Genomic DNA, 22,183 nt, shown 5'->3' with positions numbered 1-22,183 from the left:
AGCTCGATTGTCTTCGGCCCCGGTGAGAGGGTTTGCCGTAAACGCTTTAAGCGTCGCGGCCGCACTGGTGGGGACTGTCAGGAATACTGTGCGGGAGACCGCTTCTTCGTCAGGGGACGCGCTCCCCACAGACGACAGCGAACTGCGTCTTGGCCTGGATCTACTTGCGTGGAGGGCGTTTCCAGTCCTGGGCCGCGTGGTTGAGGACGAGGTATAGTTGCTTCATGGCGGCCTCGTCACTGGGGGATGCGTTCCGTCTTGGACCGTAACTTGTAAGCGATGGCGTTATCACCATCCTGACTGAAAAGACGAACACCGAAGTCACCATGATCCTACTACCGCCGCTCAAAGCCTCAATCGACGCCGGAGCGATGGGCACGGATACGTTTGTGGCGACATCCGCCGGCAAGCCATGACGACGGAAAGCTTCGCCGGATAAACGAACCCCCAACGACTGAACTAATTTCTCATCCGGGGCTTAACTACGTGATTTCAAAGGGCGGAGAATGAATGGTGGGCGCGACAGGGATCGAACCTGTGACCCCCTCGGTGTGAACGAGGTGCTCTCCCGCTGAGCTACGCGCCCGATGCAGCTTTCCGGTGCGTCCGGCTGCGAAGGTGCGCCGATATAGTCGGCCCCGGCCGGTTCCGTCAACCGGCTAATGCATGCTCGCGCCACAGTTTGTGCACGAGCTCCGGCGTCACTTCATCGTAATCACCGGCGACATGGCTTGCTTCGGCCCGCGCCTGCGCATTCGCATCGTAGCCGAACGCCATCAGGATGGATGGGATGCCGGCGTTTCGGGCGGCGCTCGTATCGGTGCGCGTGTCGCCGATCATCACGGCGCGGGACGGGCTTCCGCCCGCCTGTTCGATGGTGCCGGCGACATGGATGGCATCGGGTTTTCGCGCCGCGAAGGTATCGAACCCCGCGATCGCCGCGAAACGTGCCGAAAGGCCAAGGGAATCGAGCAGCAGCCGCGCGAGCCGCTCGCTCTTGTTGGTGCAGATCGCAAGCAGGAAACCGGCGTCCCGCAGCCGGTCGAGCGCATCGACCGCACCGGGGAAGGGCAGCGAGTGCCTGGCGATATTTTCCTCGTAGAAGGACAGGAAGCAGGCGACCTGGTCTTCGAGTTCGTCGTCCGCCAGATCGCGGGCGGCCCAGCCATAGGCCGCCTTCAGCATGGCGCGGGAGCCGTGCCCGGCATGAGGCCGCACCATGTCCAGCGTGACAGGCGCCATCGCCTTGCGCGCAAGGCAGTGGTTCAGGCTGCCGGTCAGGTCGGGCGCGGTGTCCACCAGCGTGCCGTCGAGATCGAATATGGCGAGGGGAGGCGCTTCGGGCGCGGCGTTGGAAACGGTCATGCGGGCATGAAACCCGCCGGTGCCGAGAGGTCAAGCGGACGCATGACGAAGGGGCGGCTTCCGCACCCGCGGCAAACGCATTAAACGGTGCCTGGATGCAGTCGGTGGCCCGCAGGGGATTCGCCGCGCGACGGTACGGTACGAAGGACTCCGAAATGAGTGATGCAGCACGCCTGAAGGAAGATGCGGCACGCGCCGCGCTGGCCCACGTGGAAGGCGGGATGCGGCTGGGCCTCGGTTCCGGCTCGACGTCCGAGGCCTTCGTGCGGGTACTGGCCGAGCGCGTCCGGGAGGGGCTGGAGGTCGTCGGCGTGCCGACGTCGGAGCGGACCGCCCGCCTTTGCCGCGAAACCGGCGTTCCGTTGACGACGCTGGACGAAACGCCCGAACTGGACCTTGCCATCGATGGCACCGACGAGGTCGATCCCGCCCTGCGCCTCATCAAGGGTGGCGGCGGTGCCCTCCTGCGCGAGAAGATCGTAGCTGCGGCCTCGGCGCGCATGATCGTGATCGCCGATGCGTCCAAGGAGGTCGAGACGCTGGGCGCTTTCCCGCTGCCGATCGAGGTGAACGGCTTCGGACTCGTCGCCACCTATCTCGCCATCGAGCGGGCCGCAGGGCTTCTCGGGCTCAGCGGCGGGCTGACCTTGCGCAAGACGGGGGAAGAGCCCTTCTTCACGGATGGCGGACACCTGATCATCGATGCATCTTTTGGCCGCATTCCCGATCCAGAAGCGCTGTCTGCCGCACTGTACGCGGTGCCCGGCGTGGTCGAGCACGGCCTTTTCCTGGGACTGGCGACCTCGGTGATCCTCGCCTCGCAGACTGGCATTCGCGTGCTGGAAAGGTAAGGTCCTGCCAGGCCATCGGTCGCAAGGGGCTTCCCCGGCTCCGATTTATTCATTAGTGAGCGGACAGCTCATGTTCGAATCCATGGAGATGGAACTTTGAAAGTTCTGAAGCTGAAGTTGCGTCGGTCCATGTGCGCCGCGGCTGCCCTGGCCATACTGTCGGCCGTTCCCGCTGCCGCGCAGGAGATCAGCCCGTCGCACCTCGCAGCGGCGCGGCAGGCCGTCGACGCCATAGACACGACCGAACAGTTCGACCAGATCCTGCTGAACGCCGCGACGCAGATCAAGGCCGAGCTGATCGTCAACAATCCGAACCTGCAGTCGGAAATCTCCACGATGGTCGACGACAACGCCATCGCGTTGGCGCCGCGCCGCGCCGACCTCGAGAACGAGATCGCCCGCATCTACGCCAAGATCTTCACCGAGCAGGAACTGCGCGAGATCGGCCAGTTCTATGCCTCGGAGGCCGGCCGCAAGCTGCTGGCGCAGGGCCCCGCCGCCGTTCGTGAAACGATGGGCGCAGCCGATATCTGGGCCAACGGCATCGTGCGCGACCTGCGCCAGTCGGCGGAAGCCGGCATGCGGCAGCTTGCCCCGGCAGCGGCCAACAACGCAGCACCGGCGCAGTAAGCTTCTAAGCCTACGCAAGACCTTCGGCGGCGCGCATCCGGCGCGCCCCTTATTCGCCTCCAGTCCCTGCCAATTGAGGGCGCCCCATGAGCCGCTACGACTACGATCTCTTCGTGATAGGTGGCGGTTCGGGCGGGGTAAGGGCGGCGCGGCGCACCGCCGCACTGGGACGCAAGGTTGCCATCGCGGAAGAATTTCGCATGGGGGGAACCTGCGTTATCCGGGGCTGCGTCCCGAAGAAGCTGCTGGTCTACGCTTCCAAATTCTCGGAAGAGTTCGAAGACGCCGCCGGCTACGGCTGGTCGGTCGGCGATACACGCTTCGACTGGGCCACGCTGATCGCCGCGAAGGACGCGGAGATCCAGCGGCTGGAAGACATCTATACCCGCAACCTCGAAAAGGCCGGGGCCGAAATCCTCAAGACGCGCGCCGTTCTGGAAGGGCCGCACGAAGTGCGCCTGCTGGAAACCGACGCGGTGGTGACCGCGGAGCGCATCCTGGTGGCCGTCGGCGGGCGGGCGAACCCCTTTGCCGACATGCCGGGCGCGGAACACTGCATCACGTCCAACGAGGCGTTCCACCTGAAACGCCTGCCGGAGCGGATCGTGATCCTGGGAGGCGGCTATATCGCGGTGGAGTTCGCCAACATCTTCCACGGCCTCGGCGCGCATGTCACGCTGGTCTATCGCGGCAAGAAGATCCTCGGAGGCTTCGACGACGATCTGCGCGACGGCGTCAGCGCGGCCATGCAGCGCAAGGGCATCGACATCCTGTGCGAGGATACGCTCAACGAAGTGCGCCAGAAGGCCGATGGCCGGTTCGAGGCGGTGCTGAAGAGCGGAGGGAGCCTGGATGCCGACGAGGTGATGCTGGCGGTCGGCCGCAAGCCGAATACGGAAGATCTCGGCTGCGACAAGGCCGGGGTAAAGCTGGATCATCTCGGCGCGATAGAGATCGACGACTTTTCCCGCACCAGTGCGCCGTCCGTCTGGGCGCTGGGGGACGTCACCAACCGCCTGCAACTGACGCCGGTCGCCATTCATGAGGCGATGTGCTTCGTGGATACCGAGTTTCTCGGCAAACCGACAAGGCCGGACCTCGAAACGGTGCCGACGGCGGTCTTTTCGCAGCCCGAGATCGGCACGGCCGGCCTGACCGAGTGCGAGGCCGGGGAGCGGTATCGCAACGTCGAAGTCTATACGGCCCGGTTCCGCCCCATGCGCAACATCCTGGCCGGCCGCGACGAGCAGATGATCACCAAGCTCGTCGTCGACGGAGAAACCAGAAAGGTCGTCGGCGCGCACATATTGGGCCCGGACGCCGGAGAGCTGGCTCAGGTGCTGGGCATCTGCGTGAAGGCCGGGCTGACGAAGGACGATTTCGACCGCACCATGGCCCTGCATCCCACCGCCGCGGAAGAGCTTGTAACCATGTACGCGCCCAGCTACGTCCTGCGCGACGGCGAGGTCTGCGACGCATGAGCCTGATCCATGACGATCATCCCGACCTTGCCGCGCTGATCGGCGAGGGGCGGGTCGTCGCCTATTTCGGGTATGGATCCCTCGTCAATCGTCGCACGCTGCGCACGCGTTTCCTCGGTATCCGGCGCGCCGAGGTTGCCGGGTGGCGGCGCTTCTGGCTGCCGCGGCCGCAGCCCGTGCCGGCTTTGCTGTCCGTGCGGCCCGCCGACGATTTCGTGACGCAGGGCGTCATCGTCTACGACCTCGCCGACCATCTGCCGCTGGTGGACGAGCGGGAGGCCGGGTACATGCGCCGCGTTGTCACCGCCGACAGGATTGCGGTCGAAAGTCCGTTGGCGGGCGAGGTGCCCCTGTTCATCTACGAGGCATCGGCCGACGAGGAGACGGCGTCCGAAGCGGGCGCCTTCATCCTGCAATCCTATCTGGATGCCGTGATGCAGGGCTTCCACGCCCTCTACGGGCGCGAAGGGCTGGCGCGCTTCGTGGACGAAACCGAAGGCTTTCGCACGACGGTGCTACAGGACAGGCATGCGCCGCGTTATCCGCGCCCGGTGGAGCTTGAGGAGGGCGAGGCCGCCCTTTTCGACTCGCTTGTTTCCGCGCGCGGCGCGAGCCATCTCCCGCTTGCCTGAAGCGGCCTTTTTGCCGTGACAATTCAGACCATTGGTGTTTAAACAGCCACCTTGGTGCGTAAGGCTTCCGCAAGGAGAATGGGGCAATGACGAAGGATTGGACACCGGCAACCTGGCGCTCGAAGGATATCGAGCAGGTTCCCGACTATCCGGATCCGGCCGCCTTGGCCGAAACGGAGAAGCGGCTTGCCAGCTTTCCGCCCCTCGTTTTTGCAGGTGAGGCCCGTAAACTGAAGCGCTCGCTTGCCGAGGTCGCCGAGGGCCGTGGTTTCCTGCTGCAGGGCGGCGATTGTGCCGAAAGCTTTGCCGAGCATGGCGCGGACAATATCCGCGACTTCTTCCGCGCCTTCCTGCAGATGGCCGTGGTGCTGACCTTTGCCGCTTCTTCGCCGGTCGTGAAGGTGGGGCGTATCGCGGGCCAGTTCGCCAAGCCGCGCTCCTCCAACTCCGAAAGCAAGGGCGGCAAGACGCTGCCTTCCTACCGGGGAGACATCATCAACGGCATCGAGTTCGACGAGGGTTCGCGCATCCCCAACCCGGAGCGGCAGGAGATGGCGTACCGGCAGTCCGCCGCGACGCTGAACCTTCTGCGCGCCTTCGCCCAGGGCGGTTACGCCAACCTCGACAATGTCCACCAGTGGATGCTCGGCTTCCTGTCGGGCTCGCCGCAGGCGGAGCGATACCGTGAGATCGCGGATCGGATTTCCGAAACGATGAACTTCATGCGGGCGATCGGCATCAACTCCGAGAACCATCCCGCTTTGCGCGAAACCGATTTCTTCACCAGCCACGAGGCGCTGCTTCTGGGCTACGAGGAAGCGCTGACGCGCGTCGATTCCACCAGCGGCGAATGGTACGCCACCTCCGGCCACATGATCTGGATCGGCGACCGCACCCGGCAGCTCGAGAATGCGCATGTCGAATACTGCCGCGGCATCCGCAACCCGATCGGCTTGAAGTGCGGGCCGAGCCTCGACCCGAGCGATCTCCTGCGGCTGATCGACCGCCTCAACCCGCAGAACGAGGCAGGCCGGCTGACGCTGATCACGCGCTTCGGGCACGAGCGCGTCGAGGCGCATCTGCCGAAGCTGATCCGCGCAGTGGAGGCGGAGGGTCGCAAGGTGGTGTGGTCGTGCGATCCGATGCACGGCAACACGATCACCGTGAACGACTACAAGACCCGGCCGTTCGACCGCATCCTCGCCGAGGTGCAGGCCTTCTTCAACGTGCACCAGGCCGAGGGTACGCACCCCGGCGGCATCCATGTGGAGATGACCGGCAAGGACGTGACGGAATGCACCGGCGGCGCGGCGCGGCCTGTCCTGGCGGAAGACCTGTCCGACCGCTACCACACGCATTGCGACCCGCGCCTGAACGCCAATCAGGCACTGGAGCTGGCATTCCTGGTCGCCGAGCTGGTCAAGAAGCATCACGAGCGGGGCGAAGCGCGCACGGCCGTCAACTTCTGACGGCCGACGCCTCGAACGCCCTAAACCCCTGGAGCGCGGCTCCGGGGGTTTTATTTTTGAACGGTCTTTTCCTCGTCGCTGAGCGGGCCCACATGGCCGACGCGTGCCACGGGTTCATCCTCTTTGCGGCTCTTCGTCCACATGGGGCCGAACTGCCGCCAGCCCAGATACAGCACCAGCGCGACGGCCAGCGCTATGAGGACGTAGAGCACCACATGCTCCACCGTTTCGAGCCGGGCGAAGACGGAACTGATCGAGTAGCCGAAGACGTAGCCGATCGATGTGAAGATGCAGGCCCACAGGCCCGCGCCGATGAAGTTGAGGATCAGGAAGCGCGGCACGGTGATGCTCGACAGGCCAAGGGCGATCAGGCCCGGCATGCGCAAGCCGTAGACATAGCGGTTCACGATGACGAAATAGGCGTGGAAGCGGTCTACCAGGCGCAACGCCTTGGCGAATTTGGGCTTGCGGATCCAGCGCCGGACCCAGCGATGGTTCGAGAAATATCGTGCGAACAGGAAGACCGCGAGATCGCCCAGGAATGAGCCGATGAAGGCGAGGCTCATCATGAGTTGCAGCGAGTGGCTGCCCTTGTAGGCCAGGAAGCCGCCGATGATCGCAAAGACCTCGCCTTCGAAGAAGGTGCCGACGAAGACGATGATCAAGCCGAACCGGTCGATGAGTCCGAGGATTTCGTACAAGATGCCTCCGCATGGTCACGCTTTGTCGCTCAAGGTATGCGCCACCTTGCTCCACCGCGCGTGGATGCTTAAGCATCTATCGTGACGGTAGACAAGGAGCCAGTTTCGCAATGCTCATTCCACCGGCGGGTGACATCGCCATGGCGGCGACCGTCGTCGGCGTCCTGTTCCTGGTCCGCTTTCTTCTGACGATCCGGCGCATTCGGGCCGGCGAAGCGCGAGCGACGACGATGTGGGGCGACCTCGGACAGGTGACGCAGCCGCTGGCCTTCGGCCGTGCGGCCGAGCCGGACCGGCGGCACGCGCTGCGGCAGTTCGTGGTGGGCGCCGTCTTCACCGCTTGCGGCCTTGCCATTTCGGCATGGTTGATCGCCTCCAGCGTCCTGGCGCCCATCGTGCAGCGCGGCCTGGACATTTGATTGCTTTCGCCTGTGCTGCGGAATAAGGCTCCGGCCATGAGTGTCATCGTACGTTTCGCACCGTCGCCCACCGGCTACATCCATATCGGAAACCTCCGGCCGGCCCTGTTCAACTGGCTGTTCGCCAAAGAGCGGCCGGCCGCCGGGCCAGGTCGCTTCGTCCTGCGTTTCGACGATACCGATACCGCGAGATCGCGCCGGGAATATGCCGACGCCATTACGGAAGATCTCGCATGGATCGGCATCCGCCCGGACGAGATCGTGCGGCAATCGGACCGGTTGGCCCTCTACGATGCCGCGGCCGACGAACTGCGCAGGAAGGGGTTGCTTTACCCTTGCTACGAGACGGCCGATGAGCTGGAGCGCCGCCGCAAGCGCCTGATGGCGCGGGGTCTGCCCCCCGTTTACGGCCGCGAGGCGCTGGCGCTGACGGCCGAGGAGCGCGCCGCCTTCGAGGCGCGGGGGGTCCGTCCGCACTGGCGTTTCCTGCTGCCGAACTTCGGATCGAGCCCCTTCGAAACGCGGCGCACCGAGGTCCATTGGGACGACCTGGTCCGCGGGCCGCAGACGGTCGACCTGGCGTCTCTGTCGGATCCTGTGCTGGTGCGGGAGGACGGAACCTATCTCTACACGCTGCCCTCCGTCGTCGATGACGGCGCCATGGGGATCACGCATGTCATCCGCGGTGACGACCACGTGACGAATAGTGGCGTGCAGATCGCGATCTTCGAGGCCCTCGATTATGCGGCGCCGAAGCTCGGCCATCACAATCTTCTGACGACGGTCGACGGCGAGGGCCTGTCAAAGCGCTCGGGCGCACTGTCCATCCGCACCCTGCGGGATGAAGGCTACGAGCCGATGGCAATCGCCTCGCTGGCCGTCCTGGTCGGCGCATCCGGATCCATCGAGCCGATGCCGAGCCTCGGCGCGCTCGGCGCACGCGTCGACCTTTCGGAAGTGTCGTCCTCCAACGCGAAGTTCGACCCCGCTGAACTCGGGCGCCTCAACGCGGAACTGACGCACGGGCTTCCATTCGATGCGGTTCGAGAGCGGCTCGCCGCGTTCGATGTCCCGCCGGAGGATGCCGAGGCCTTCTGGATGGCGGTTCGCGGCAATTGCAGCAAGGTGCCGGACGCGGAGACGTGGGCACGCATCGTCTATCGCGGGCCATCTGCCATCGCGTTCTCGGGCGAGGATCTGGAATTCGTACGGACGGCTTTCACTCTGCTGCCGGCAGAGCCGTGGGACGGCGGCACCTGGCAAGCGTGGACGGGCGCGGTCAAGGCGGCGACCGGCCGCAAGGGCCGGGGCCTGTTCATGCCGCTTCGGCTGGCGCTGACGGGGCTGGACCACGGCCCCGAGCTGGCCGAGCTTCTGCCGGTCATCGGGCATGCCCGCACCTTGCGGCGCATTCCCTGACAGGGTTGCCGGCAAGGGTGGGCCGGCCCCGCCTCTGCCGATCGACGGAGCGTCAGCCGCGCTTCTGCACCGCTTCCGCCACGGCGATGGCCGTCATGTTGACCACACCGCGCGATGTGGCCGACGGGGTCAGGATGTGTGCCGGCGAGTTGGTGCCGAGAAGGATCGGGCCGACATGCAGCGAATCCGTCATCGCCTTGACGACGTTCATGGTGATGTTGGCGGCGTCCAGCGTGGGGAAGATCAGAAGGTTGGCGACGCCCGTCAACGTCGATTGCGGCATCACGCGGCTGCGCAGCTCTTCCGAAAGCGCGGCGTCGCCGTGCATCTCGCCGTCTATTTCCAGGTCCGGCATGGCCTGCCGTACGATGGCGAGCGCCTCGCGCAGCTTGATCGCATCCTCCGTGTCGCCGGTGCCGAAGTTGGAATGCGACACCAGCGCGACCTTGGGCGCGATGTTGAAGCGGTCCAGTTCCTTGGCGGCAAGCTGTGTAAATTCCGCGATGTCGGCGGCGGAAGGGTCTTCCTGCACGTAGGAGTCGGCAAAGAAAAGCGGGCCCGATTGCGTGATGAGGAGGCTGAGCGCCGAAATCCTGGAAACGCCGGGCGTCGCGCCGATGACATGGCGAATGTCGCGGATATGGCGCGAGAAGCGGCCGGCAAGGCCGCAGATCAGGCCATCCGCCTCGCCGCGGGAAACGGAAACCGCGCCGATGACCGTCGTGTTGGTGCGCACGATGGTGCGCGCCGTGTCCGGGTTGACGCCGAGACGGCCGACCTTGGAGAAGTAATGCTCGACATAGTCGCGGTAGCGCGGATCGTCTTCGGGGTTGACGACCTCGAAATCCTTACCGGGGCGAATGCGCAGGCCGAAGCGCTCCAGGCGCGTTTGGAGGACGCTGGGACGCCCGATCAGGATGGGCTGGCAGATGTTTTCCTCCAGCAGCACCTGCGCCGCACGCAGCACGCGCTCGTCCTCGCCATCGGAAAATATGATGCGCTTGCCCGATTTGCGCGCCACGGCAAAAACCGGCTTCATGATCAGGCCGGAACGGAAGACGAAGCGGTTGAGCTTGTCCAGATAGGCATCCCAGTCGGCGATGGGGCGAGAAGCGACGCCCGTCGCCTCGGCGGCGCGCGCCACGGCCGGCGCTATCTTCAGGATCAGGCGCGGATCGAAGGGCGACGGGATGAGGTAATCCGGCCCGAATACCGGCGTCTCCGCGCCGTAGGCCTTGGCCGCCACTTCCGACACTTCCTCGCGCGACAGTTCCGCGATGGCGTCGACGGCGGCGATCTTCATGTCTTCGTTGATCGATGTCGCACCGCAATCCAGCGCGCCTCGGAAGATGAAGGGGAAGCAGATGACGTTGTTGACCTGATTGGGAAAATCCGACCGGCCGGTGCAGATCATGGCATCGGGGCGCACGGCCCGCGCCAGATCGGGCATCACCTCGGGCGTCGGGTTGGCCAGCGCCATCACCAGGGGCCGCTCGGCCATCTTCTCGAGGAGCTCGGGCTTGAGGATGCCGCCGGCCGAGAGGCCGAGGAAGATGTCGGCGCCGCCGATCACGTCGGCCAGCGTGCGGGCCTCCGTATCGCGGGCATAGACCTCCATCCAGCGGTCCATGCGCTTTTCACGGCCCTTGTAGACGACGCCTTCGATATCGGTGCAGGTGATGTTTTCCCGGCGCGCGCCGAGCGATACGAGAAGGTTCAGGCAGGCGAGGGCCGCCGCGCCGGCGCCCGAGGTGACGATCTTCACGTCCTCGATGGCCTTGCCCGCCAGAAGGAGCGCGTTGCGCACGGCCGCGGCGACGATGATGGCCGTGCCGTGCTGGTCGTCGTGGAAGACGGGAATGCCCATGCGGGCCCGCAGGCGCTCCTCCACCTCGAAGCATTCGGGGGCCTTGATGTCCTCGAGGTTGATGCCGCCGAAGGTGGGCTCCAGCGCGGCCACCACATCGACGAGCCGGTCGATCTCCTTGGCGTCCACCTCGATGTCGAAGACGTCGATATTGGCGAATTTCTTGAAGAGGACGGCCTTGCCTTCCATGACCGGCTTGGAAGCCAGCGGCCCGATGTCGCCGAGGCCCAGAACGGCGGTGCCGTTGGACACGACGGCCACCAGGTTGGCGCGGCTGGTGTAGTCGGCCGCCAGCGAGGGGTCCTTCTCGATCTCCAGGCAAGGCGCGGCGACGCCGGGCGAATAGGCGAGCGCCAGGTCGCGCTGGTTGCCGAGCGTCTTGGTGGGGCGGATCTCCAGCTTACCCGGCTGCGGGTATCGGTGGTAGAACAAGGCCTGTGCGTCGAGATCCCGGTTCGGCTGGTTCGGCTGGATGTCTTCTGTTCCGGGCATCGGTTCCTCGCTGTTGCATGGGCAGCCCCGCCATGAGGCGGAAGGTCTCGTCTAGAACATCGGCGCACGCTGCGCAAAGGTCTGCCGCACCCCGAGCGCGCATTTGTTGCGCGACTGTCGTTCGAAACTGTTTGGCATCGGCGGACGGGAATGGCGGACCACGCCATCATATGGATGTCATGGGAATCGGGCATTGGCTGCACAGCAGCTGAAACAGGAGCTCGTAGCCCCATGGACTCCATCTCGGACGTGCCTGGCGGCACCGTCGCACCCGCCACCATCGCGCGGCAGTTCCGCACGCTGTTCATCTCCGACGTCCATCTCGGCTCGAAGGCAGCGCAGGCCGACCTTCTGGTCGACTTCATGCGCTTCCACACCGCGCCGACCATCTATCTCGTCGGCGATATCGTCGATGGCTGGCGCCTGCGCCGTAGCTGGCACTGGCCGGCATCGCACAATGATGTCGTGCAGAAGCTGCTGCGGCAGGCCCGCAAGGGTAGCCGTATCATCTACGTGCCTGGCAACCACGACGAATTCCTGCGGCCGTTTCCCGGAGAGCATTTCGGCGGCATCGAGGTGCGGGTGGACGACGTGTTCGAGGCGGCGGACGGGCGCCGATATCTCGTCATCCATGGCGACGAATTCGACGTCGTGGTGCGCAATGCGCGGCTTATCGCCTATCTCGGCGACTGGGCCTACGATACCGCAATCGCCGTCAACCACGTCTTCAACCGCCTGCGGCGCTGGGCCGGCTTTCCCTACTGGTCGTTGTCGTCCTGGGCCAAGCTGAAGGTCAAGAACGCCGTCAGCTTTATCGGCGCCTTCGAGGATGCGCTGGCCGGCGAGGCGCTGCGGCGCGGATGCCAGGGCGTGATCTGCGGCCACATCCACCATGCCGCCATCGGAGAACGCGCGGGCATCGCCTACATCAATACCGGCGACTGGGTGGAAAGCTGCACGGCCATCGGCGAGCGGCACGACGGCACCTTCGAGATGATCCGCTGGACCAGCCATGGCCTGCAGGGCGTCGCGCAGCATCAGCCGGAGCGCGAGGTCGAGCCTGTCGCGGCCTGAAAAGGCGGCCTACCACCAATTGACGAAGCAAGCATTCCGAAGGCGCGCGGGCTTCCGGATGGAAAGGCGCTATACCTTGGCGTGACGCCAAATCGTAGGTCTTTCAGCCGGGTGCTCTGGAATGCAGGTCGCTTACATCATCAATCAATATCCCAAGACGAGCCACAGCTTCATCCGGCGCGAGATCCTGGCGCTGGAAGCCGCCGGCCAGACCGTGGTGCGAACCGCGATGCGGGGATGGGACGCCGACCTGGTGGATCCGGACGACAGGGCCGAGCAGCAAAGGACCTATTACCTGCTGAAGGACGGTGCGCGGCCGCTGGCTGCCGCAACGTTGCGGCTGGCCACGAAGCGCCCTGGAAAATTCCGGCGGGCGGTGAGGCTGGCGGCGACCATGATGCGGCGAAGCGATCGCTCCCCCGCGCTTCATGCCATCACCCTGGCCGAGGCGTGTCTGCTCGTCGAATATCTCGAGAAGGCCGGCGTAACGCACATCCATGCGCATTTCGGCACCAACTCGGCGGAAGTCGCCATGCTGGCATCGTGCCTTTCGGACATTCCCTACAGCTTCACCGTCCATGGGCCGGACGAATTCGATGCACCGCGCTTCATGAAGCTGGGTGAGAAGGTGGCGCGCGCGCGCTTCGTCGCGGCGATCAGCCATTTCTGCGCCAGCCAGATCTTCCGCTGGGCCGCCTTCGAAGACTGGAGCAAGGTCCGGATCGTCCGCTGCGGCCTCGACCCCGCCTATTTCCTCGACAATCCGCCGCCGCCTTCCCATCCGAGGCGGATGGTCTGCGTCGGTCGGCTCGGCGGGCAGAAGGGCCACTGGATCCTCGTGCAGGCAGCCGGCCTCCTGCACCGGCAGGGTGTCGATTTCGAGCTGGTCCTCGTCGGCGACGGTGAGTTGCGCAGCGAGATCGACGGTCTGATACGGTCGGAAGGGCTGGAAGGGGTCGTGCGGATCACCGGCTGGGCGAGTGGCGAGGAGGTGCGCGCGCAGCTCCTGGCATCGCGCGCCATGATCCTGACCAGCTTCGCCGAGGGACTTCCGGTGGTCATCATGGAATCCTACGCGCTCGGGCGCCCCGTGCTGGCCACGGGGATCGCGGCCATCCCCGAACTCGTCAAGGAAGGGGAGACGGGCTGGCTCTTCGGCGCAGGCTCGGTGGAAGAGGCCGCGGACGCGATGCGTCGCTGCCTCGATACGCCGGATGTCGCCTGCGAGGACATGGGCCGGCGCGGACAGGCGCTGGTGCGCCAGCGGCACGACCTGTCGCGGGAAGCCGGCTACCTCGCCGAACTGTTCAGGGCCTGAAGGGTCGGTTCCGGAAAGGCTGCGGCCCGCCGCCGCGGCTCATGCCGCCACGCTGCCACGCATGTTCACCTTGCGAAATTGCGTCACCTTGCCTTCGCTTTCCGCCGAAAGGCGGTTGGCGAGGCGCACGGCGAGGGCCATGGCGGTCAAGGTGGGGTTCGCCTGGCCGGACGTCGGCAGAACCGCCGTGCTGGTGACGAACAGATTGGGCAGGTCGAAGCTGCGGAGGTTGCCGTCGACGACACCTTCGCGGGCGTTCGCACCCATGCGGATCATGCCGATCTGGTGCGTGCCGTGCCTGGCCTGGGCCATGACCGAAGCCACCCGATCCTCGCGGGGCACGCGATAATCGATCCGGCCGAATCCCGTCGCCTGCAACCAGTTTTCGAACAGGTCGTGCACCCGGACCACGGACTCCGCGTCCGAGCGCGGAAAACGCAGGTCGATCTCGAGTCGGGGCAGCCCGAGCGCATCGGTCTTGTCTGTCAGCCAGACGCGGCTGAGCGGATCGGGGCTGTGTTCCGAATGATAGGACAGGCCGTAGCGGCGGTTGCGATTATGCACGAACAGGCCCGGCAGGCGTTCGCGCCGGCCGTAACGGCGCATCAGGAAGCTGGCGGCTTGCGCCATCGCTTCCGGTGCGCCCGTCAGGACGTTGCGCAAATGCGCCCTGATCTCACGCGGGGCATCGGGAATATGCCGCCGCCGGATCGCCTCGGCGACGACCAGGCGCCCGACGGGCCCCAGCGCCATCACGAGGTAGACGAGCGACAGGATGGGGCTGCCATGGCGCGGATCCGCGACGGGCGGCACCACCGGCCACAGCGCGGTGTTCAGTACGCCCTCGCGCAGCTGGGTTTCCATGCTGGGTACGAAGCGCCGGCGGACATAGGAGCCGCTGTCGTGGACGAAGAAGTCGAAGGCCTTGTCGATATCGCCGGTCGCCATGGTGATATCGGCGATCTCGCCGATCAGGTGTCCCATGTAGTATCGGCCGAGAGGGCCGTCCGGTCCGCCGAAAAGGCTCGTATGCCGGCGCTGGGTAGCCAGCAGGAGCCGGGCGCTTTCCAGACCTCCGGCAGCGATGACGAGCCTGTCCACGCCCAGGCGTCGCCGTTCCTCGCCATCGGCGCGGACGATCTCCACGTCGCGCACCCGCCCATCGGGCGATATGCCGATATCGGTGACGACGCAGCGCAGCCGGACGTCGATCAGCGGGCTGCGCGCCAGGAGCTTGCGATGGGTGACGTGTAGCTTCTGTTCGTTTGCCCAGCGCTCCAGCGTATCGAAGGTAAAGCTGTCATCCTGGCAGGTCACGCCCGGGACGGGCGCGCTGTAGACGACGTCGCCCGTATCGGCGATCTGGCATGCCCGCGCGTAATGGGGGAATATCTCGTCATAGGAGATTGGCCAGCTCGCGTTCACCAGGCCCGGCCTCGGCACGAAATCGACCGGATCGTATATGACGCAGCGGGCGCCCCACAGGTTGGACGTGCCGCCAAGCGCGCGCGCCGTCGCCACGCTCATGTCGTCGTGCCGGTCGGGCGTCGAGAAGTCCGCCTCGGCAAGCGCCTGGATGGAGCCGGACTGGCGGTGGCCGCCCGATTCCAGCAGCAGGACGGGAATCTTCAGTCGCTCGAGCTCGACTGCCAATGCAATGCCGATAGGTCCGGCCCCGACGATGCAAACGCCGGAAAAGGATGTCCCAAGGCCATCGAAATCATCGTGGATCATATGGGTTATTCCGAGTGGGTGAGATGACGACGCCGGAAAAAGTGGCGAGGCAGTCTCGCAGAAAAGGTTAAAATAATTCCAGAAACCGTATTCAAACAACAAGTTGGGAAGGCTTGGTCTTAATACGGCTCAATGTGTTCACATTGAACTGGAAAATAATCCCCTCATCAATCTCTACTTTCACGGCATCGTGACAGAGTCTTAAGGGGTAGGCGGCGGATCACTCCGCCGCCATCAGCATCCCGTCATCGTCGCCGCGGGCGGCTTCCGCCTCGGCCAGGCACTGGCGCATGCGTTGCGCCAGCACGCGCACGCACGGCTCCAGCACCATCCCGTCATGGTCTCCCGGGACGATGGAGACGACCAGCTCGTCGACATGCGGCGTCCAGCCATTGTCATCCAGTACGATGGTCCGCCCTTCCTGCAGCCTGCGGCCGTCGCGCAGGCGGTAGACCACGTCCGGCACGGGGCGGAACAGATGCACCGTCCCTCCATAAGGCCGCACGTTGTAGAGCTCCAGCGCACGGCGGAAGGCCGCCTCGATATTGTGGTTGTGGAACTGCTCGCCGCCGGTTTCGCCGGCCGCTGCGGACTCCCGCTCCCGCTTTTCCTTTTCCCACAGCATGCGGTTGCGCCACCATTGCGACACGAAGGACAGCTTGTTGCGCCGTATGTCCTGCAGCTTCATGTCGAAGCGGTCGAGCTGGCTGATCGCCGGCTGCGTCGGCAGCGGTGTGTCCAGCATGATGAGGCGCTCGACGGTTTCCCCGGCTTCCGTCAACTGCCGCGCGATCTCGAAGGCGGTGATGCCGCCGCCCGAGAAGCCGCCGAGAAGGTAGGGCCCGTGCGGCTGCACCATGCGGATTTCCGCCAGGATGTCGGCAGCCGCCGCCTCGAACGTCTCGTGGGGCGCTTCCATACCGTAGAGCCCGCGCGCCTGCAGACCATAGACGGGGCGGTCGGCGCCCAGATGCAATGCCAGGTGACGCAGGTTCAGGATATTGCCGAACATGCCGGCACACAGGAAGAAGGGCGTCGCCTTGGGATCGCGTCCCGGATGCATGGCCACCAGATGCGTCATACGCGCGGCGGGCGCCGCCTCCGTGCTCGAGGCTGCGGCGGCTTCGTCGCCCTCTTCGGAAATGCCCGTCCTTTCGGCGATCAACCGCGCACAGGCGGCGATGGTCGGCGCTTCGAACAGGACCGAGATGGGGAAGTCGACGCCGTATTCCTGGCGGATCATCCGGAACAGGCGCACCGCGATCAGCGAGTGGCCGCCCATGTCGAAGAAGCTGTCGTCGACGCCGATTTCCTCGATGCCGAGCAACTCGCGCCAGAAGGCCGCAAGACGGCGCTCCACCGAATTGCGCGGCGCCACGTAATCGCGCTCCGAAGCCGGACGCTCGAACAGCTGTGCCGGACGCGCCGGCTCGGCTGCCGGCTGTGCCGCCCGCGCGATCAGGGCGTGCAGGTCGATCGACGAGATGATCGGCTGCGTCTCCTGGGTTGCGAGCGCCCTTTGCAGAAGCTGGAACCCTTCCGCCGGCCGGATGCCCTGCGCCACCTGCGCGGCCAGCGCCGCGACGGCCGGTGACAGGGCCGGGCTTGCCGACGGCGCCAGCGGGGCGGGGGCTTCGGCCCCGGCAAAGCCGGTATCGCTGGCGAGCCGCTTGATGATGAAGCGCTCGATCTCCACGACGGCGACGCCGTCCGGGCCGGCCAACGTCACGTCGAAGGCGGCATAACCATCGCCGAGGTCGCCGGCGTCGGCAAGGCGCAGATGGCTGTAGATCTGGCGCGGCAGGGGCCCATGAACCTCGATGCGCCCATAGGATGCGGGCGCCCACAGGACATCCGTTTCCCCGTAGCCGGGGATCAGCTCCATCGCGCAGCCCGTGGCGATGTCCATCAGCGCGGGATGCAGCAACATGGCATCGCCGCAGGCTTCCGGAGCCAGCGTCAGTTCGGCCAGGGCTTCACCCTGGCCGAGGCCGAGCTGCTTGAGCACGCGCCAGCGCGGGCCGAAGCGGACGTGCCCTTCCTGGGCGGCAACCAGCGAGCCGCCCTCCGGCGCGGCGCGGCGGTCCGGGCACCGCTCGAAGGCGGAGCGAACGTCCAGCAGGCCCGCTTCTGCGCCGCCGAACCCGACGGAAGCCTCGGCGTGGCGTTGCCAGGCCGTCCCGGCAGTCGCGGCAAGAATGGTGGCGCGCCAGCCGTCCTTGCGCTTTTCCAGACGGGTGCGCACGATCTTCTCTGCGCCGTCGGCAACGTCGAGCGGCCGAAGGAAGACGAGGTCCGACAGGGTCAGCCTGGATGGCAGCCCGTATTCGCGCGCTGCCTCCGCGATGAGTTCGATATAGCCGGTGCCCGGCAAGAGGGCCGTGCCGGATGTCAGCCGATGTTCGGACAGCAGCCAATCGCGCTCCGGCGAAATGGTGCGTTCCAGCCAGTCGACGCCGTTGGCGTCGGCCTCCCACCGCTCGAAGAACGGGCCGTGGCGCACCGGCTGGCCGGCGCTGTCGGCGCGGGCGCGGCCCATGGCGCGGGCCGCAAGGCCGGTCTCGTCCCAGATGCCCCAGTGCACGGCCACCGTCTTGCGGCCCGTGCGGCGGCGCTCGGCTTCGGCAAAGGCGTTCAGGTAGGCGTTGGCCGCAACGTAGTCCACCTGGCCGGCCGGGGCCGTATCGGTGCTGGTGGAGGAGAAGAGGACGAGGAAATCCAGCGTCTCACGGTCGAGCACGTTCGCCAGGACATTGGTGCCCAGCACCTTCGGGCTGAACACCTCCTCGACGTCCATATGCGTCTTCAGCGGGATCAAGTCGTCCTTGACGAGGCCGGCGGCATGGAACACGCCGTCGATCCGCCCGAAGGCGCGACGTGTCTCTTCCACCGCCGCGGTCATGGCTTCCTGGTTGCCGACATCCGCAGAAAGGCACAGCACGTCGCCGCCTGCGGCCTCCATGGCCTCAACGGCTTCGATCAGCTTGCGCAGACGGTCGCCCCGGGGCAGCGCGTGCTTCAGGCTCGGCCATTCTTCCCGCGAGGGCAGGGGGCGGCGGCCGACGAGCGCGATACGCGCCGCATGCCTTTCGACCAACTGGCCGGCCAGCGCCAGCGCCAGGTCGCCGTGGCCGCCGGTGAACAGATAGACGCCGCCGGTGCGATAGGGCACTTCGCCCGTCTCGGGCAGCTTCAGCGCCGCATGGCTGCGGCTCCAGCGCTGGCCCTTGCGCCATGCCACGATCTCGGATGCCGGTGCGCCGAGAAGCTCGTTCCAGAGATCGTCGGGCGTCGTGCCGGACGGGGTTTGAACCTCGGCCTTGCCGCGGACGAACAGGCCACGGCGCTTTTCGGCCCCGGCCGCCGCGTGCGGCAGGTCGAAGTCGACGACACGGACGGTAACGCCCGGCATCTCCTTCGGCAGGACCTGGCATGGGCCGAGAACGGTGGCCTTGTCCGGATAGGGCAGGGCTTCGTCGCCTACGCGCTGCATGCCGTTGGTGGCGACGGTCAGGTGCAGGGGGGCGGCGATGCCGGCGTCGGCCATCGCCTGCGACAGATGCAGCAGGCTGTAGAAGCCGCATTCCTGGTTGCGGTGGAAGAAGCTGGAGCCGGGGCGGTGCCTTTCGCCTTGCGTCAGCAGCCACAGATGGATGATCTCGGTGGGCAACTCGCCGTCGGCGGCAAGCCCGCTGAACAGCGCGTCGTAGCCCGACCGGTCGCCTTCCGGGCACAGGACGTAGGAGTCGGATCCGCGCTTGCCGAAATTATCGCCTTGCCGCACCGTCGCCACGCGGTGTCCGAGCGCGCGCAGGCGTTCGGTGACGCCGGCCCCGATGCCCGCGTCATCCTCGAAGATCAGCCAGAAACGCTTCACCATCTCGCCATCGCTTTCGATATCGGCGACGGAGCGCTTCCAGACAGGGCGGTAGCCCCATTGCGACAGGTCGTCCCGGCGCACCAGGGCGGGGGCCTCGGGGCCCTGCTGCTCGCGGGCGGCTGCCTCGATGAAGTAGCGACGATGCTGGAAGGCATAGGTAGGCAGCGAGACGCGGCGCGCCCCGGGCGCCGTCCACAGACGGTCGAAATCGCCGGAAAGGCCGGTTGCCCAGAGGCGGCCCAGAGCGGCCATCAGGCTCAGCCGGTCGTCACCCTTTTCGTCGGCATGGGGCAGGGCGTTGACGATCTGGTTGGCGTCGATCGAGCCCTGCGCCTTGGCAAGCGACGACAGGGCGCGGCCGGGCCCGACCTCGACGTAGATGCGCGCCTTGTCCTGCGCCAGAAGACCCATCCCCAGCGCAAACTGCACGGTGGAACGCAGATGGCGGCACCAGTAGAGCGGGTCGGTGGCCTCGGCGTCCGTCAGCCAGGTTCCGGTGAGGTTGGATACGATGGGAATGCGCGGAGCGCCGAGCCGGATGGTCCGCAGGAAGGCCTCGAAACGGGGCAGGATGGCGTCGAGCATCCGCGAATGGGCGGCGATGTCGATGGGCACTCGCGTGGCGTCGATGCCATCGGCGGCCAGCGACTGGCGGAACGCCTCCAGATCCTCGTTGAGGCCCGATACGACGCAGAATTGCGGAGCGTTGACGGAGGCGAGGTCCAGCGCCTCGGGCAGGCGCGCCTTCAGGGCCGCCGGGTCCATCGGCACGCTCAGCATGCCGCCGGGCGCGATGGTGTCGAAAAGTTCGCCGCGCAGCCGCACCAGGCGCACGGCATCGGCGAAGGAAAAGACGCCGGCAAGGCAGGCCGCCGCGTTTTCGCCCATGGAATGGCCGATCAGCGCCTGCGGCTGGATACCGTGCGCCATCAGGTGCCGGCCGACCGCGATCTCGATGATGAGGATGGCGGGAAGCTGGACCGACGGCTTCAAAAGGGCTTCGGCCGCCTTGGCATCGCCGGCGGGTGCTTCCAGCCAGGCGGCGCGGATTTCGCGCGCGGCTTCGGGGGCAAGGGCCGCAAGTCCCTCCTCGACCGTGGCGCGGAAGGCCGCGTCCTCGGCATAGAGGCGCGCCGCCATGCCGGTATGCTGCGCGCCGCCGCCCGGAAACAGGAAGACGGCGCCCGACGGAGTGTCCAGCGTTGTATGCGTGAAGGCGCGGCGCGTTTCGGCGTCGCCCAGCACCTCGATGGCGTCGCCGCGTCCGCGCACGGCCACGACCCGCCGATGCTCGAATGTCTTGCGGCCGGTCGCCAAAGTGAAGGCGGTGTCGGCGAGGCTCAGCGAGGCATCCTGCTTCAGCCGCGCCGACAGGCGGGCGACGGCGCCGTCGAGCGCCTTGCGGTTGCGGGCGGAGAACACCAGAAGGCGCGGGGCGTTGTCGTTGTCGGCAGTGTCCGGACGTCCGCCGCCGTAGCCGGCGGGGGCCTGCTCCAGGATCACGTGGGCGTTGGTGCCGCCGACACCGAGCGAGTTGACGGCGGCCCGCCGGGGCGCGCCCAGATCGGTCCATGCGTTCAACCGGTCGTTTACGACGAAGGGACTGTCGGCGAAGGGGATGGACGGGTTCGGCTTTTCGTAATTGAGGCTGGGCGGCACCATTGCGTGCTTCACCACCAGCGCCGCCTTGATGAGGCCGACGACGCCGGCCGCCGTATCGAGATGGCCGATATTGGTCTTGACCGAGCCGATCCGGCAGAAACCGGTCTTGTCGGTGCCCTGGCGGAAGGCCTGCGTGAGCGCCTCCACCTCGATCGGATCGCCGAGATAGGTGCCGGTGCCATGGCATTCGACATAGCCGATCGTGTCGACATCCAGCCCCGACAGCACCTGCGCCTCGACGATGGCTTCGGCCTGGCCGGATACGCTGGGGGCGAGATAGCCGGCCTTGGTGCCGCCGTCGTTGTTGATGGCGCTCGCCTTGATGACCGCATGGATGACGTCGCCATCGGCAATGGCGTCGGAAAGGCGCCGCAGCGCGACGATGGCGACGCCGCTGCCGAACACGGTGCCCGCGGCGCGATGGTCGAAGGCGCGGCAATGGCCGTCGGGCGACAGGATCTCGCCGTCCTGGAAGGTGTAGCCGCGGCGGTGCGGCAGTTCGATCGTCACGCCGCCGGCCAGCGCCATGTCGCACTCGCCGCTCATCAGACTCTGGCAGGCATAGTGCACGCCGACGAGCGAGGTGGAGCAGGCCGTCTGCACGTTCACGCTCGGGCCGCGCAGATCGAAGGTGAAGGATGCGCGCGTGGACAGGAAGTCCTTGTCGTTGCCGGTGTGGCGCAGCAGGAACATGCCGGTGTCTTCCAACAACTGCCGGTTGCTGCAGACGTTGAAGTAGAAATAACTGCCCATGCCGCAGCCGGCGAACACGCCGACGGGGCCGGCGCTTGCGTCGGGCGTGCGCCCGGCATCCTCCATCGCCTCCCAGGCGCATTCCAGGAACTGACGGTGCTGCGGATCCATGATGGCCGCTTCCTTGGGGCTGAGCCCGAAGAAGTCGGCGTCGAACTGCTCCATCTCGTCGAGGTCGGCGGCGCGGGGCACGTAGTTGGGGTTGTGGATCCGGTCGGGCGATTCCCCCGCCTCGATCAGCTCTTCGCGGCTGAGGGTGCGGATCGATTCCACGCCGTTGCACAGATTGTCCCAGAACTCGCGCACGTTCTTTGCGCCTGGGACGCGCAGCGCCATGCCGACGATGGCTATGTCGTTCGGTGAAATCGTTTCGTTGGCCATATCGCTCCGCCCGCAAATCTTCTGAAAATCGATTGCGCGGCGAAAACGTCACGGT

14 protein-coding genes and 1 tRNA gene are annotated in these 22,183 nt (G+C 66.2%); 9 read left to right on the top strand and 6 right to left on the bottom strand.

Annotated features, from left to right (window positions below):
• Positions 1-511 precede the first annotated feature (511 nt).
• Positions 512-586 (bottom strand) — tRNA-Val (locus tag NDN16_RS05150).
• Positions 587-651: 65 nt separating this feature from the next.
• Complete coding sequence (locus NDN16_RS05145; protein WP_251112533.1) at positions 652-1,365, bottom strand: HAD-IA family hydrolase; 714 nt, start codon at positions 1,363-1,365, stop codon at positions 652-654.
• A gap of 155 nt (positions 1,366-1,520) precedes the next feature.
• On the opposite strand from NDN16_RS05145, the gene rpiA reads away from it, so the two are divergent.
• The 5 genes from rpiA (at position 1,521) to NDN16_RS05120 (ending at position 6,428) form a co-directional block, all read left to right on the top strand.
• Entirely contained in the window at positions 1,521-2,216 is a 696-nt protein-coding gene (rpiA, locus tag NDN16_RS05140; RefSeq protein WP_251112532.1) for a ribose-5-phosphate isomerase RpiA, read from the top strand.
• A 96-nt stretch (positions 2,217-2,312) separates the two neighbouring features.
• Complete coding sequence (locus NDN16_RS05135) at positions 2,313-2,846, top strand: DUF2059 domain-containing protein (protein ID WP_251112531.1); 534 nt, start codon at positions 2,313-2,315, stop codon at positions 2,844-2,846.
• An 86-nt stretch (positions 2,847-2,932) separates the two neighbouring features.
• Positions 2,933-4,327 carry a glutathione-disulfide reductase gene (gene gor, locus NDN16_RS05130; protein WP_251112530.1) on the top strand — a complete coding sequence of 465 codons (1,395 nt, stop codon included), beginning with the start codon at positions 2,933-2,935 and terminating at the stop codon, positions 4,325-4,327.
• Positions 4,324-4,959, top strand: a complete 636-nt coding sequence (locus tag NDN16_RS05125) for a gamma-glutamylcyclotransferase family protein (RefSeq protein ID WP_251112529.1) — start codon at positions 4,324-4,326, stop codon at positions 4,957-4,959. The genes gor and NDN16_RS05125 overlap by 4 nt, the downstream gene beginning before the upstream one ends.
• 86 nt (positions 4,960-5,045) lie before the next feature.
• Positions 5,046-6,428 (top strand): class II 3-deoxy-7-phosphoheptulonate synthase, encoded by a 1,383-nt coding sequence (locus NDN16_RS05120; RefSeq protein WP_251112528.1) that lies wholly within the window; start codon positions 5,046-5,048, stop codon positions 6,426-6,428.
• Between the two features lie 50 nt (positions 6,429-6,478).
• Here NDN16_RS05120 and NDN16_RS05115 read toward each other — a convergent pair whose 3' ends face one another.
• Entirely contained in the window at positions 6,479-7,129 is a 651-nt protein-coding gene (locus tag NDN16_RS05115; protein WP_251112527.1) for a DedA family protein, read from the bottom strand.
• 110 nt (positions 7,130-7,239) lie between these two features.
• On the opposite strand from NDN16_RS05115, the gene NDN16_RS05110 reads away from it, so the two are divergent.
• Complete coding sequence (locus NDN16_RS05110) at positions 7,240-7,548, top strand: hypothetical protein (protein ID WP_251112526.1); 309 nt, start codon at positions 7,240-7,242, stop codon at positions 7,546-7,548.
• A 36-nt stretch (positions 7,549-7,584) separates the two neighbouring features.
• Complete coding sequence (gene gltX, locus NDN16_RS05105; protein WP_251112525.1) at positions 7,585-8,967, top strand: glutamate--tRNA ligase; 1,383 nt, start codon at positions 7,585-7,587, stop codon at positions 8,965-8,967.
• 52 nt (positions 8,968-9,019) lie between these two features.
• Here the strand turns inward: gltX and NDN16_RS05100 are convergent, their stop codons facing one another.
• A complete protein-coding gene (locus NDN16_RS05100) occupies positions 9,020-11,326 on the bottom strand; it encodes an NADP-dependent malic enzyme (RefSeq protein WP_251112524.1) in 2,307 nt (768 codons plus the stop codon).
• Positions 11,327-11,557: 231 nt separating this feature from the next.
• Between NDN16_RS05100 and NDN16_RS05095 the strand changes: the two genes are divergently transcribed.
• Positions 11,558-12,400: a UDP-2,3-diacylglucosamine diphosphatase gene (locus tag NDN16_RS05095; RefSeq protein WP_251112523.1), complete on the top strand. Its 843-nt coding sequence runs from the start codon at positions 11,558-11,560 to the stop codon at positions 12,398-12,400.
• A gap of 121 nt (positions 12,401-12,521) precedes the next feature.
• Positions 12,522-13,718 (top strand): glycosyltransferase family 4 protein, encoded by a 1,197-nt coding sequence (locus NDN16_RS05090; protein ID WP_251112522.1) that lies wholly within the window; start codon positions 12,522-12,524, stop codon positions 13,716-13,718.
• 39 nt (positions 13,719-13,757) lie between these two features.
• On the opposite strand, the gene NDN16_RS05085 is transcribed toward NDN16_RS05090, so the two are convergent.
• Positions 13,758-15,452, bottom strand: coding sequence for a GMC oxidoreductase (locus NDN16_RS05085; RefSeq protein ID WP_251112521.1), 1,695 nt, complete (start codon positions 15,450-15,452; stop codon positions 13,758-13,760).
• A 220-nt stretch (positions 15,453-15,672) separates the two neighbouring features.
• Positions 15,673-22,128, bottom strand: coding sequence for a type I polyketide synthase (locus NDN16_RS05080; RefSeq protein ID WP_251112520.1), 6,456 nt, complete (start codon positions 22,126-22,128; stop codon positions 15,673-15,675).
• Positions 22,129-22,183: the final 55 nt, after the last annotated feature.

This window comes from Aureimonas altamirensis (genome assembly GCF_023702225.1).
Taxonomy (GTDB): domain Bacteria; phylum Pseudomonadota; class Alphaproteobacteria; order Rhizobiales; family Rhizobiaceae; genus Aureimonas; species Aureimonas altamirensis_B.
Note: the sequence above shows the minus strand (reverse complement) of the source record. Positions and strands in the feature narration are given on the sequence as shown.

Coding starts and splice junctions, on each gene's coding strand:
- NDN16_RS05145 (WP_251112533.1), bottom strand. CDS start 1,365: ATGACCGTTTCCAACGCCGCGCCCGAAGCGCCTCCCCTCGCCATATTC.
- rpiA (WP_251112532.1), top strand. CDS start 1,521: ATGAGTGATGCAGCACGCCTGAAGGAAGATGCGGCACGCGCCGCGCTG.
- gor (WP_251112530.1), top strand. CDS start 2,933: ATGAGCCGCTACGACTACGATCTCTTCGTGATAGGTGGCGGTTCGGGC.
- NDN16_RS05125 (WP_251112529.1), top strand. CDS start 4,324: ATGAGCCTGATCCATGACGATCATCCCGACCTTGCCGCGCTGATCGGC.
- NDN16_RS05120 (WP_251112528.1), top strand. CDS start 5,046: ATGACGAAGGATTGGACACCGGCAACCTGGCGCTCGAAGGATATCGAG.
- NDN16_RS05110 (WP_251112526.1), top strand. CDS start 7,240: ATGCTCATTCCACCGGCGGGTGACATCGCCATGGCGGCGACCGTCGTC.
- gltX (WP_251112525.1), top strand. CDS start 7,585: ATGAGTGTCATCGTACGTTTCGCACCGTCGCCCACCGGCTACATCCAT.
- NDN16_RS05100 (WP_251112524.1), bottom strand. CDS start 11,326: ATGCCCGGAACAGAAGACATCCAGCCGAACCAGCCGAACCGGGATCTC.
- NDN16_RS05095 (WP_251112523.1), top strand. CDS start 11,558: ATGGACTCCATCTCGGACGTGCCTGGCGGCACCGTCGCACCCGCCACC.
- NDN16_RS05090 (WP_251112522.1), top strand. CDS start 12,522: ATGCAGGTCGCTTACATCATCAATCAATATCCCAAGACGAGCCACAGC.
- NDN16_RS05085 (WP_251112521.1), bottom strand. CDS start 15,452: ATGATCCACGATGATTTCGATGGCCTTGGGACATCCTTTTCCGGCGTT.
- NDN16_RS05080 (WP_251112520.1), bottom strand. CDS start 22,128: ATGGCCAACGAAACGATTTCACCGAACGACATAGCCATCGTCGGCATG.